Origin of the sequence: Streptomyces sp. NRRL WC-3605 (assembly GCF_001509795.1) — a bacterium.
Classification (GTDB): domain Bacteria; phylum Actinomycetota; class Actinomycetes; order Streptomycetales; family Streptomycetaceae; genus Streptomyces; species Streptomyces viridochromogenes.
Map to the genome: position 1 here is coordinate 251,537 of NZ_LLZN01000002.1, position 12,317 is coordinate 263,853.

The 12,317-nt window shown below is 72.7% G+C and carries 12 protein-coding genes and 1 riboswitch; of the genes, 3 read left to right on the top strand and 9 right to left on the bottom strand.

What is annotated here, in order from left to right; genetic code table 11:
- Positions 1 to 198 precede the first annotated feature (198 nt).
- Positions 199 to 369: riboswitch (cyclic di-AMP (ydaO/yuaA leader) on the top strand.
- 8 nt (positions 370 to 377) lie between these two features.
- Positions 378 to 2,261, top strand: a complete 1,884-nt coding sequence (locus tag ADL34_RS36515) for a C40 family peptidase (protein ID WP_062667966.1) — start codon at positions 378 to 380, stop codon at positions 2,259 to 2,261.
- A gap of 105 nt (positions 2,262 to 2,366) precedes the next feature.
- On the opposite strand, the gene tgmB is transcribed toward ADL34_RS36515, so the two are convergent.
- The 8 genes from tgmB to ADL34_RS03255 all read right to left on the bottom strand — a co-directional run bounded on the left by tgmB (position 2,367) and on the right by ADL34_RS03255 (position 9,904).
- Entirely contained in the window at positions 2,367 to 3,326 is a 960-nt protein-coding gene (tgmB, locus tag ADL34_RS03220; RefSeq protein WP_062667968.1) for an ATP-grasp ribosomal peptide maturase, read from the bottom strand.
- A 15-nt stretch (positions 3,327 to 3,341) separates the two neighbouring features.
- Positions 3,342 to 3,533 (bottom strand): putative ATP-grasp-modified RiPP, encoded by a 192-nt coding sequence (gene tgmA, locus ADL34_RS03225; protein ID WP_062667970.1) that lies wholly within the window; start codon positions 3,531 to 3,533, stop codon positions 3,342 to 3,344.
- 150 nt (positions 3,534 to 3,683) lie between these two features.
- Positions 3,684 to 5,162: an MFS transporter gene (locus ADL34_RS03230; RefSeq protein ID WP_062667972.1), complete on the bottom strand. Its 1,479-nt coding sequence runs from the start codon at positions 5,160 to 5,162 to the stop codon at positions 3,684 to 3,686.
- 234 nt (positions 5,163 to 5,396) lie between these two features.
- Positions 5,397 to 6,794, bottom strand: a complete 1,398-nt coding sequence (locus tag ADL34_RS03235) for an FAD-binding oxidoreductase (RefSeq protein WP_179199366.1) — start codon at positions 6,792 to 6,794, stop codon at positions 5,397 to 5,399.
- Positions 6,795 to 7,007: 213 nt separating this feature from the next.
- Positions 7,008 to 7,649, bottom strand: a complete 642-nt coding sequence (locus tag ADL34_RS03240) for a sigma-70 family RNA polymerase sigma factor (RefSeq protein ID WP_062667975.1) — start codon at positions 7,647 to 7,649, stop codon at positions 7,008 to 7,010.
- A 283-nt stretch (positions 7,650 to 7,932) separates the two neighbouring features.
- The gene (locus ADL34_RS03245; RefSeq protein ID WP_062668182.1) at positions 7,933 to 8,667 is read right to left on the bottom strand and encodes a hypothetical protein; all 735 of its coding nucleotides are present in this window, start codon (positions 8,665 to 8,667) and stop codon (positions 7,933 to 7,935) included.
- A 99-nt stretch (positions 8,668 to 8,766) separates the two neighbouring features.
- Positions 8,767 to 9,366 (bottom strand): DUF998 domain-containing protein, encoded by a 600-nt coding sequence (locus ADL34_RS03250; RefSeq protein ID WP_062667977.1) that lies wholly within the window; start codon positions 9,364 to 9,366, stop codon positions 8,767 to 8,769.
- 133 nt (positions 9,367 to 9,499) lie between these two features.
- Positions 9,500 to 9,904: a hypothetical protein gene (locus ADL34_RS03255; protein ID WP_062667979.1), complete on the bottom strand. Its 405-nt coding sequence runs from the start codon at positions 9,902 to 9,904 to the stop codon at positions 9,500 to 9,502.
- A 288-nt stretch (positions 9,905 to 10,192) separates the two neighbouring features.
- On the opposite strand from ADL34_RS03255, the gene ADL34_RS03260 reads away from it, so the two are divergent.
- Entirely contained in the window at positions 10,193 to 10,693 is a 501-nt protein-coding gene (locus ADL34_RS03260) for a hypothetical protein (RefSeq protein ID WP_062667981.1), read from the top strand.
- Positions 10,694 to 10,711: 18 nt separating this feature from the next.
- Here the strand turns inward: ADL34_RS03260 and ADL34_RS03265 are convergent, their stop codons facing one another.
- A complete protein-coding gene (locus ADL34_RS03265; protein ID WP_062668183.1) occupies positions 10,712 to 11,134 on the bottom strand; it encodes a secondary thiamine-phosphate synthase enzyme YjbQ in 423 nt (140 codons plus the stop codon).
- Positions 11,135 to 11,194: 60 nt separating this feature from the next.
- Between ADL34_RS03265 and ADL34_RS03270 the strand changes: the two genes are divergently transcribed.
- Positions 11,195 to 12,280, top strand: a complete 1,086-nt coding sequence (locus ADL34_RS03270; protein ID WP_199835516.1) for an NAD(P)-binding domain-containing protein — start codon at positions 11,195 to 11,197, stop codon at positions 12,278 to 12,280.
- Positions 12,281 to 12,317 lie beyond the last annotated feature (37 nt).

Consider the following 12,317-nt stretch of genomic DNA (forward strand, 5'->3'; position numbering starts at 1 on the left):
TCGCGGGCGGCTCGCGCGGCTACGCTGCGTCATCGCGCGGGCGCACCCTGCCGCAATGCGACCCGACTGGCGCCACCAGCGTCGAAGGTCACAAAAACGTATCGGACATTTCACACGTCAATCTTCACTGCAGGCACACAAGTTGGCTAAGTTACTGGCTCAGGACGCGCGTTGAACTCCGGCGAACCCCGCCGGGACGAGCGGCCTCCGCCGAGTCGGCGTGCCCTGCGGGGCCGCGGAGCCGGGGACCCAACCGAACCATGGGGTGAATCGACCCGAGGCCGTGACGGGCCGGGTCGTAGGGCACACCTTCCGACGCGAACGCCCGAACCCGTCAGCTAACTCGGTAGGCGGAGTACGGAAGGAGCACGTCGCCCATGGCGCCGGAACGCACCGGTATGCGCAACTCCGCGCTCGCCTCGGCAGCAGCCCTCACCTCGGTGGCCCTGCTCGGCCAGTCGGCGGGTGCCGCCCAGGCCGACGAGGGACCGAGCCGCGAGGAGGTCAGCCGGCGGGTCAGCTCGCTCTACGACCGGGCCGAGACCGACACCGGGACCTTCAACGCCACCCGCGCCTCCTCGACGGGCCCGCGCAACCGCGCGGGCGCCCCGCCGGCCTCCGGCCGTGACGGTGACGGCGGCCGGGGCTCGGCCGCGCTCGACGAGGTGGCCCGGCAGTGGTTCGACGTCGCCCGGTCCAAGCTGGGCCCGACGGTTCCGGCCGTGCTCCCGAAGGACCGGACGCCGGAGCGGTCCGCCCCGGCCCGGTCCGCACGCCCGTCGGGCGGCGACGGCGCACGGGAGATATCCGGTCGCACCGCCCTGGAACTGCCCGCCGGATCGGGCGCGCCGGTCGCCGAGTTGACGGCCGGCACGGCCCGTCCCGCGTCCATGGGTGAGCTCACCGCGGGTCCCGTCGCGGCACTGCCCGCGGCGGCCACGCCGGCCCGCGAATCCGGTGCCGCACTCGCCCTGCCCGCCCCGGCCGCCGCACAGCCGGAGACGGACCAGCGGTCACCGCTGCGCGCGAGCAAGGAGCGCAGCCAGCGCAAGTTGGCGCAGGCGCGCGAATTGCTGTCGGCTCGCGCCGGCCGCACCACCCCGGCACTGGAGGCCCCCGCTGCCGCCCCGGCGCCGTTCCCGCCCGCGGCGCAGACCCGGTGGGATGCCCTGGAGGCACAGAGCCCCGCCGATCTGACGACGGTCCCGCCGGGGACGACGGCTCCCGCGGACACCTCGTTCGGGTCGGGCGCGGAGTCGAGTGCACCTCAGTCCTTCGCCGCCCCGGACACCGGATTCGCCGGGGCCGGCCAGACGGGGAGCTTCCCGGCGGTCGGGCAGACGGGGAGCTATCCGGCGGTCGGACAGACCGGAAGCTATCCCGCGGTCGGACAGACCGGGAGCTTCCCCATGGTCGACCAGACGGGGAGTTTCCCCGCCGTGGCGCAGACCGGGAGCTTCCCGGCGGTGGACCAGACGGGTGGGTTCCCGGCCGTCACGCAGACCGGTGGGTTCCCGGCCGTCACGCAGGCCGAGGGCTTCCCTACGGCCCCGCAGAGTGGGAGTTACCCGACGATCGGGCAGACCGGGAGCTTCCCGGCGGCCGCCCAGACCGGCGCCTACGCCGCCGTCGACCAGACCGGCGGCATCCCGACGGTCGCCCAGACGGGCGGCTACCCGATGGCCGCTCAGACCGGCAGCTTCCCGATGGTCGACCAGACTGGTGGGTTCCCGATGGTCGACCAGACCGGCAGCTACCCGGTGGTCGACCAGACCGGTGGGTTCCCGGTGGTCGACCAGACCGGTGGCTACCAGACCGGCAACTTCCCTGCGGGTGCGCAGACCGGGAGTTACCCCGCAGCCGCTCCGGCCCCGGCGGCCCCCGCCGCCCCCGCGGCGGCGTCGCGGGACAGCAGGGCGGTGCGGGCCCTGGAGTTCGCCCGGGCGCAGGTCGGCAAGCCCTGCGTCTGGGGTACGACCGGACCGAACACCTTCGACGGCCCCGGACTCACCCAGGCCGCCTGGAAGGCCGCCGGCATCGCCCTCCCCCGTACCGCCCAGGAACAGGCCACCGCAGGTCAGGGCGTCGCCCTGACCCACCTGGAGCCCGGCGACCTTGTCCTGTTCCACGCCGGCCACGTCGGCGTCTACTCCGGGAACGGAATGATGATCCACGCCCCGGGCCCCGGCACCGTCATCCGCGAGGAATCCATCCAGTACGCCGGCGAGGCCGCGATCCACAGCGCGATCCGGCCCGCCTGAGACGACGTCACCCCGCAGCGCCGTGCGACGACGACCGCCCCGCCTCCACCGGGTGGGGCGGAGCGGGGCGGATCCGTCGGGAGCCTTCGGCGGTCGTGGTCCGGGTCAGTGGCGGCCTTCCGGACCACGCCGGTCCGGCCGGCGCTGGAGGGCCAGCCAGTCGGCGACCGCGGCGGCGATCGGCTGCCCGGTCTCCAGCTCGACGAAGCCGAACTGACCCCCCTGGTTGCACTCCAGGAACCACCAGATCCCCTCCTCGTCCTCCGCGAAGTCGAAGGCGGCGTACGCCAGTCCCGCCATGGTGACGTACTCGTGCACCGACTTGCCGATGCGGTCCGGCACCGGGACCGGCTCCCAGGGGTGCCCGGTGTCGCCGTACCGTCCGTCGATCTGGTCGGGCTCCGCGGTCTTGCGCGCGGCGAACAGTCTGGTGCCGACGCAGGTCAGCCGGATGTCCGCCTGTTTGGGGACGTACCGCTGGAGCAGGGCCGGCCCGGCCGCGACGGCGGAGAAGTCCGCGTCGGGGCCGATCAGGGTGGTGGGCAGCGCCAGGGGCGGCTCACCGGGCGGTGGTCCGGACGCGGACTTCACCACGACCTCCTTGTGCTGCTCGACGAACGCGCGCGCGAGTCGCGGGGCCGTCGTGAACACCGTGGGCGGCACGGCGAATCCGCTGAGGTGACCGAGTCTCAGCTGCCAGGGCTTGAGCCGGGCCTGGTCGGCGTTGCGGGGATGGTTCATCCACCGGGCGGCGGCCGAGTGCAGCATGCCGTACAGGGCCTGCCGGGTCTCGGCGGTCAGCCAGGGCGACGGTTCCGGCGCGTCGGCGGCCGGCTCTCCCGGCCTGCGCACCCAGATGGAGCGCAGCCCTCCCATCGACAGCACGTGCCCGTTGACCGACAGATGCCCGTCGAAGTCACCGTGGGCGTAGTCCGCGGACAGCACGGCCTTGCCGGGCAGGTCGGCGGGGTCCAGCCGCAGCACGGGCGTCCCCGTCGCGTGCAGTTCGTTCACCACCATGTCGGCGGTCACGTCCTCCTCGGACGTGAGGATCAGTACCGTCATGCGCCGGCCGGTTCGTCAGTCGTCGAAGTGGGTGGCGGACCCGGCCGTGGACGTCGTCGTGCCGGCGGCGAGCAGGAGGTCCGGGTCGCTGACGGCCGGGCGCCCGTCGGGCAGCATGTTCAACTGCCGGGCCGGGTCGAAGTGGTACGGCGTCACCGCCTGGGCGGCGCCTCTGGGGAACGCGTAGTTCAGGGTGAAAGGTCGCATCGAAACCTCCGCGGTCGCGTGATGCCTGCGCTACCGTCCCTTACGCGCCTGTTGTGTAATGCATTCACTACGTGCTGCCACATGGGCGTGAACGTCGTCACACCCGACGCAGCGGCGCGGAGGCTCTGTTGAGGACCTCCGCGTGACGGTCTATGCCGCGGGCACGCCGCCGCCCTGGAGGCGTTCGAGGTCCGAGGGGCGCACCTGGATCACGATCAGGGCGATGACCGCGGCGATCGCGGTGAAGATCGCCGCCGTGACGAAGGCGGCGGAGACACCCGCGGTGAGGATCTCGTCGGCGAACGGCGGCGGGAGCTGCCCGGTGCGTTCGAAGCGCAGCCGTTCCAGTGGGGTGGCCTGGGACAGGAAGGCCGGGATCTGTTTGTCGGCCTCGTTGGTGCTGGCCGTCCCGTACATGGTGACCAGGATGGACAGGCCCAGCGAGCCGCCGACCTGCTGGGTGGCGTTGAGGAGCCCGGACGCGGCACCGGTCTCCGCGGGCGTCACGTTGGACAGCGCCATCAGCGTCAGCGACACGAACTCCATGCCCATGCCGAGGCTGAACACGAGCATGGGCCCGAGGATGCTGCCCAGATAGGTCGAGTTCACGTCGGTCAGGGTCAGCCAGGCCAGCCCGGCGGCGGCGAGGATCGCCCCGGTCACCATGAACGGTTTGGGACCGTACTTGGGCAGGAGCTGGGAGGCGAGCCCGGCGCCGATCGCGATGACGGCGCTCACCGGGAGGAAGGCCAACCCCGCCTGGAGCGGGCTGAAGTCCAGCACGTTCTGCACGAACAGCGTCAGGAAGAAGAACATCCCGAAGATCGCGGCGGCGAGGCTCAGCATGATGCCGTAGGTCCCCGCGCGGTTGCGGTCGGCGAACATGTGCAGCGGTGTGATCGGCTGTCTGGAGCGCTGCTCCACCAGGACGAACAGCAGCAGGAAGACGACGGCCGCACCGAACGCACCGAGTGTCAGCGCGTCCCGCCAGCCGTCCTGCGCGGCGCGGATGAAGCCGTACACGAGCAGCACCATGCCGATGGTGGACGTCATCGCGCCCAGGATGTCGAAGTGCCCGGCGTGCCGCTCGGACTCCCGGATCCAGCGGGGCGTGGCGAGCACGATGAGCAGGCCGATGGGCACGTTGACGAACAGCACCCAGCGCCAGTTGAGCCACTCCACGAGCATGCCGCCGGCCAGCAGCCCGATGGCGCCGCCGCCCGCCGAGACGGCCGCGAAGACACCGAACGCCCGGTTGCGCTGCGGCCCCTCGGGGAAGGTCGTGCTGATCAGTGCCAGGGAGGTCGGGGAGGCGATGGCGCCGCCGACGCCCTGGAGGGCGCGGGCGCTGAGGAGTTGCCACTCGTTCTGGGACAGCCCGCCGAGCAGCGAGGCCAGGACGAACAGCAGCACGCCGAAGACGAACACCCGCCGCCGGCCCAGGATGTCGCCCATCCTGCCCCCGAGGAGCAGGAGTCCACCGAAGGTGAGCGTGTAGGCGTTCACCACCCAGGACAAGCTCGTCGTCGAGAAGTCCAGCGAGCGCTGGATGTCCGGGAGGGCGATGTTCACGATGGTGATGTCGAGCACCACCATCAGCTGACAGGAGGCGATCACGAACAGTGCCATGGCGTTGCCACGGCCCTTGTTCCCCTCCGTGTCGTGTGGGGCGGTCCGTGCTTGGGGTGTCGGCTCCGAATGGCTCATCGCATCGCCGTGGGCGGGGGTTCGGGGGCCGGGTCTGATTCGGTCTGGCTGCCCGCCACCATTCGACCGTACGCCGGTGCCGTACGGCCCTCCAGTCGATCACGGGCCGGGCGGATCAGGCCTGTTCGGCGCGGTGCGGGCAGCGCTCGGGCGGGGTCAGGCGGTCGCCGGAGGGATGTTCTGGTTGTTGTGGAAGAAGTTGTCCGGGTCGTACGTGCGCTTGACGGCGGTGAGCCGGTCGTAGTGCCCGCGGTAGGTCGTCCGGACGCGATCGGTGCCCTCGCCCTCGCCGATGAAGTTGATGTACGAACCGCCCATCGAGTACGGGTGCAGATCGCTCTGGTAGGCGACCGCCCAGTCGCGGATGGCCCCGGCGTTGGCGGGGTCGGGGTCGATGCCCGCGATCACCGCGGACCACACGGCGTCCCGGTACGCCCAGGCCGTGTCGTCGGCACCGAGCTGATGGGCGGCGGCGTCCACGGGATACAGGTGCATCAGGGACAGCTCGGTGGGGAGGTTCTCCCCGTACTTGTGGTGCACGTCGATGGAGGAGTCGCTGATCTCGTCGAAGAAGTCGCCGCGCCAGTACCACTGGTAGCCCTTCGGGATCAGCTCGTCGAACATGCTTTGGAGGGCCGGGTAGGGCAGGGGCGCGCTGAAGTGGAAGGCGGGCGGGGCGGGGTCGTTCACCGGGGCCAGCATCCGCTCCAGCCGGTCGCCCTCGGGATCGCCGGTGTGGCACCAGACGACGCCGCACATCTTCTGGCCGTGGATCGTCTCGGGGAACGGAGGGGCGGGCGGGATGCTGAACAGCGTGAAGAACCCGTTCAGGTCCGCCGGCGCGGCGGGCAGGAAGTCCCGGTACCAGCGCAGCACTTCGGGTGTCCGGTCGACGGGCCACACCGTCACCCCGACACCGACGGTGCCCACCGGGTGCAGGCGGAAGGTGAACGACGTCACCACACCGAAGTTCCCGCCTCCGCCGCGCAGCGCCCAGAACAGGTCGGGGTGCTCCTTCTCGGACGCGGTGACGAAGGTGCCGTCGGCGAGCACGACGTCGGCGGACGTCAGACTGTCGATCGTCAGGCCGTACTTGCGCGTCAGGTGCCCGTGCCCGCCGCCCAGCGTCAGGCCGCCCACGCCGGTCATCGAGACGATGCCGGTCGGCACGCCGAGGCCGAACGTGTGGGCCGCGTGATCGAGGTCCCCGATCTGCGCCCCGCCGGACACCTGCGCGGTCATCGATCCGGGGTCGACGCGCACCCCACGCATCGTCGACAGGTCGAGGACGAGCGCGTCGTCCACCAGGCACAGGCCGGGTCCGCTGTGCCCGGCGCCGCGCACCGCGAGTTCCACTCCGTTGTCCCTCGCGACGCCGATCGCCGTGCGCACGTCGGCGACGTCCACGCACTGCGCGAACGCGGCCGGGCGCCGGTCGATCATGGCGTTGTAGATGCTGCGGGTCTCGTCGTACCCCGCGTCCTCGGGGGTGATGACGGGTCCCCGCATTCCCGCGCGCAGTTCCTCGAGTGCCGTTGCGTTGATGGCGCCCATGGCCGGACCCTTCGCTCGAAGTCGGTGAGCGACGACGGATGGGCGACACCCGGCGTCGGGGCGGGAGCAGGGGCGCACGGTGCGCTGATCCTTTCGCACCTCGAGCAGCTGTCGGCAGGAGCCTCCGCCCCGCCGTTTCCCAGTGTTCTCCGGTCCTCGGACGACCGCACGTCGATCGAGGACCGGGCCGGGGGTGGTGGGGCGGAGAGCCTTTCAGCCGACGTTGCTGCCGGGTATGGCCTCGGCCTGTGGTTCGGCCTCGGCTTGTGATTCCGCTTCCGCGAGGAGAGCGGCGAGCGTGGCGCGGGCGCGGGCCACGCGGGAACGGACCGTCCCCACCGGGCAGTCGCTCCGTTCGGCGGCCTCCGCGTAGGGCAGTCCGGCCAGCTGGGTCAGCACGAACGCCTCACGCCGCTCCGCGGGGAGCGTGTCCAGCAGGTCGAGCAGCGCGACCCCTTCGTCGAAGCCGGGCAGGCCGGCGGGCTGGGCGCGTTCGGCGGCGCGCGTCCAGTCGTCCGTGTCGTGCAGCCGTGGGCGGGCGGCCGCGTACCGGTGGCTGTCGATCACCGCGCGCCGCGCGATGGCCAGCAGCCAGGTGCGCGCCGATGAGCGGCCCTCGAACCGGTGCAGGCTGCCGAGCGCCCGCAGGAACGTGTCCTGAGCCAGGTCGTCGGCGGCCTGCGGGTCGGCCGAGAGGTGGGCCACGAACCGCACGACGTCCCGGTGCAGGGAGCGGACGAAGCGGTCGGTGGCGTCCGGGTCGCCGCTTCGGGCCGCCAGCGCCCACGCGGTCGTCGGCTCGTCCTGGGGCTCGTCCTGGGGCTCGCTGACGGCGGGCAGGGCAGGAGTGATCACCTGAGTCCTTCTCGGGTCGTCCGGACTCCGGCACGGCGAGGTACGCCACGTCACGGGAGGCGCGGCACGCCTGTGGAGCGTGCGACACATCCGTAAGGCGGCTGACACGCCTGTGAGGCGGCTGACACCCCTGTGAGGCGGCAGGCGAACGGCACACGCGCGGTACGGCACCGGCGGTGTCCGGGGATGCGGGGCACGGCCGTACGGAGGTACGGCCGTGGGCCCGAGGCGCGGACCGTGATCCAGGGCGATCGGACGGGGCGGCCTCGGGGAACCGGCTGTCTCAGACGACAGCGGGCCCCGCGGGCGGCCCCCGAGAGGTGAGGGAATGGACGAGCGGCAGCAGCCGCGGCGCCCGGTCGGAGCGCGCCCGGCGCGGCCGGGGACGTGGACGGACCGGCGGGGCGGGCAGGAGGAGCACCACCCGCAGCGGTGCGGCCAGCCAGCCGGCGACGGCCCGCAGGATACGGAAGGCGGCGCGCTCGCCGTGTCCGAGCCAGAGGCCGCACAGCAGGGCGGCGAGGGTGTGGGCGGCGAGCATGCCGAGCGGCGCGCCATCGCCCATGACGTGCGGCACGTCGTGACCCATCTCGTGGGCGATGGACATGGGGTGGTGCATGTCTGTGTGGGCCGCGTCCATGTAGTCGGAGGACATGTGGTTCAGCGACATGTGGCCCGAGGGAATGTGGCCCGGAGCCATGTGGCTCCCAGCCGTGTGATCCCCGGCCATGGGGTCCCCCGCCATGGGGTCCCCCACCACATGGCCACGCCCCGCGAGCTCGAACACGGCGTGCAGCCCGCCCTGGGCGACGACCACGACCGACACGACGAGCGGCAGTCCCCGCTCCCGTCCGGCCAGGCACCAGCCCGCGCCCCCGGTCGCCAGCGCACCGGCGACGAGCGTCCACCACGGCACGGCGGCACCGGCCATCAGCGTGTGCCCGAGGGCGGCGAGCAGCACGCAGACGGACCCGAACACCCCGGCCCGTAACGTGCGCACGCCCCACCCAGCAGTCATGACGGCCCTCATCCTCGCATCCGGGGCCCGCTCGTCACGGGTGGATACGTGGGAGACCCCCGTCCCGCACTCAGGCCGCGGCGGGTGAGGCGGGACACATCACTGGGTGGCGGTACGACGGTGCCGATGCCACAGGCACGACGCGACGACGACGAACGGCCACACGGACTGAATGGCCGTCACCAGGCGTTCGGCCACCCCGGCCGCACCGTCGTGCTCCATCTCGATCATGAACCAGGCGGCACTGCCCAGCATCAGGATGGTCACCGTGAACGAGGGGACGAGGCGCAGGCCCCAAGGGGCCGTCGCCCTCCGGTCGGCGGCCAGCACCGGCCACACCGCGAGGAAGGCGAACCCCACCCCGGCGACCGTTCCATGGCTGAGGGAGCCGCCGCTCTCCGGCGGCGGCAGCAGCGCCACCACGATCGCCGTGACGCCGCCGGCGCCGAGGGCGAGCCGGCCGGGGAGAGCGGCGGGGCGCAGTCCCAGGGCCGTGCAGAGATGGCAGACACCGAGCGCGGCGAGCGCCGAGGTCATCACCCAGAATCCTCGGGTTCCGTAGGCGGCGAGGACGCTGATGGTCTGGGTGACCGGGTCGTATGCGGGCCCTTCGAGGTGCGCCGCGATCAGCCAGCCGCCGATCAGCACGACCGGCGCGGATCCCGACGACAGCAGAGCCCACCTAGGCACAAGTCGCATCAAACTACCGTAGAACGACTTATGTGTCTGATTCGCGACGTACACGCGGAGGGCCGGTCGCCCGTGCGCGCGGGAGGCGGCTCCGTCGCCCTTCGGACCCTTCGGTCCCCTTCGGTCGTCGTTCAGTCGTCGTTCAGTCGTCCTTGACGGGAGGGACGACGCTGACGTGCCCTGCGGCACCGCCGTCCCACTCCCACAGGTTCACCGGGCCGGGAAGCCCTCGGGGGACGACGACGGCGGGGATCGGTTCGACGGTCGCGAAGGACCGTTCGGACCCCTTGTCCGGTTCGGGGGCGGCGGCCGGGCCACGCCAGCGGCCGGCCGCCCAGGAGGTGACGGCGGCCCCGAGGCCGGTGGCGGCGGAGTCCCGCCGTGTGTCCAGGCGCTGGGGGACCGCTCGGCCGTTGGCCCGCCACTCCGCCACCAGGGCGGCGTAGATGGAGGGGCGGCCACCGGTGGTGCCGCTGGGCGGTACGACGTACGACAGGGGCGCGGAATCGTTGCCCAGGACACGCCGCGCCGTGTCTCTGTTGTCCATGCCAGAGCAAACGCTTCGGCGTACGCCGGTGGTACGCGGAATGCCACCGCGGCCACCCGGTCGGGTGAGTCCGTCGCCCGTATGGCCCACAGGGATCGAGCCATGAAGGTGCGCGGGCCGGTGCGGCGCCGGGCGCGCACGGCCCGGCCGGGGGCGCGCGTCCCCCCTTCCGCCTGTTTGGCGCGCGGGCGCTCGCCCCATACGGGGAATTGCGCTCCGCCGTATGGCCGCGGCACCCGTCACCCGGTCCACTGAGGCCTTCACCGGTCACATCGGGAGGCTTGTTTCATGGCACTGACGGAGTGGACGAGGTCGATGGAGTGGCTGGCCGCGGCGTCGGAGGATCCCGGCGCGTGCAAGCACGAGTGGCAGAACGGCACCACCGGCGTCACCCTCCTCGCGGCCGGGCGCTTCTGGGACGTGCTGATCGTGCCGGAGGAGCTGGGGCTGCGCGTGGCGGACCTGCTGGACGAGCTGCCACTGCTCGAGCGCGGCCCGTGCCTGCTGGACACGCGCCGCCGCCGGGTGGGCTTCCTGCTGCCGCCGGAGCCGCGGACGGTGTGGGTCGGCACCGGCGTGCGCCTGCTCGGTGCGGGCACGTGGCTCGCCGCTCCCGCCCCGCACTGCCGCTGGGGTGCCCTTCGCTGGCTGATCCCGCCGGACGGCACCGGCACGCTGAACATCCCGGAGGTCATGGAGGTCGCCCTGGAACGCTGCGCGGGCGAGCTGTCCCGGCTCCAGGGCCGTGGCGTGCCGGCCCCGCGCGACGGGCGCACGGCCCTGCTGTGACCGGCGGCGGTTCCGTGCTCAGCCCAGGAAGCTCAGCCGGACCTGCCGGTTCGGGTTGTCGCGGTTGGTGTCCACCAGGCACACCGACTGCCAGGTGCCGAGTTCGAGCCGTCCGCCGACGACCGGCAGCGTCGCGTGGGGCGGCACGATCGCGGGGAGGACGTGGTCGCGCCCGTGGCCGGGGCTGCCGTGCCGGTGCTGCCAGCGGTCGTCGGCGGGCAGCAGGGAGTGCAGGGCGGCGAGGAGGTCGTCGTCGCTGCCGGCGCCGGTCTCGATGATCGCGATGCCGGCCGTCGCGTGCGGCACGAAGACGTTCAGCAGGCCGTCGCGGCTTCCGGCCGCCTCCCGCAGGAAGGACTCGCAGTCGCGGGTGAGGTCCACGACCCGCTCCGAGGAACCGGAGGCGACGTTCAGGACTCGGGTGGTGAAGGCGTCTGACATGCCGTCCATCCTCGCGCATCGCACGGGAAGATCCGCGCCCGTCGGGCCGTTGGTCGAGGTGTGAACAGCATCGAGGCGGTCGAGACGGTCGACGTGGTGGTCATCGGCGCGGGTCAGGCGGGCCTGTCGAGCGCGTACCACCTGCGGCGCACGGGGTTCGAGCCCGGGCGTGACTTCGTGGTGCTCGACCACTCCCCCGGCCCCGGCGGCGCCTGGCAGTTCCGGTGGCCGTCGCTGACGTACGGCAAGGTGCACGGGATGCACGCACTGCCGGGCATGGAACTGACCGGCGCCGATCCCGGACGGCCGTCGTCCGAGGTGATCGCGGAGTACTTCGCGGAGTACGAGCGGACGTTCGATCTGCGGGTCCGGCGTCCGGTGGAGGTGCGGGCCGTGCGTGAGGGCCCGGACGGCCGGCTGCTCGTGGAGAGCTCGGCGGGCACCTGGGCGACGCGGGCGCTGATCAACGCGACCGGCACCTGGGACCGTCCGTTCTGGCCGCGCTACCCCGGCCAGGAGACCTTCCGGGGGCGGCAGTTGCACACCGCCCAGTACCCGGGGCCGGAGGCGTTCGCGGGGCTGCGGGTCGTGGTGGTCGGCGGCGGCGCGTCGGGGACCCAGCACCTGATGGAGCTCGCGCCCTACGCGGCGGCCACGACGTGGGTGACCAGGCGTCCGCCGGTGTTCCGCGAGGGGCCCTTCACCGAGGACCTGGGCCGGGCGGCCGTCGCGCTCGTCGAGGAACGGGTCCGGCAGGGGCTGCCGCCCAAGAGCGTGGTCTCCGTGACCGGGCTGCCGCTGACCGAGCCGGTGCGGCAGGCGATCGCCGACGGCGTCCTGGACCGGCAGCCGATGTTCGACCGGATCGTCCAGGACGGCGTGGAGTGGCAGGACGGGCGGCACGTCGACGCCGACGTCATCCTGTGGGCGACCGGGTTCCGGGCCGCCATTGACCACCTGGCGCCGCTGCGGCTGCGTGAGCCCGGCGGCGGCATCCGGGTCGAGGGGACGCGCGCGGTCGCCGACCCCCGTGTCCATCTCGTCGGTTACGGGCCGTCCGCCAGCACCATCGGCGCCAACCGCGCGGGCCGTGCGGCGGTCCGGGACATCAGGCGGCTGCTGTCCGAGGAGCCGGTCGCGGCGTGACCCGCCGCGCTACCGGCCACGTGACCCGCCACGTGTC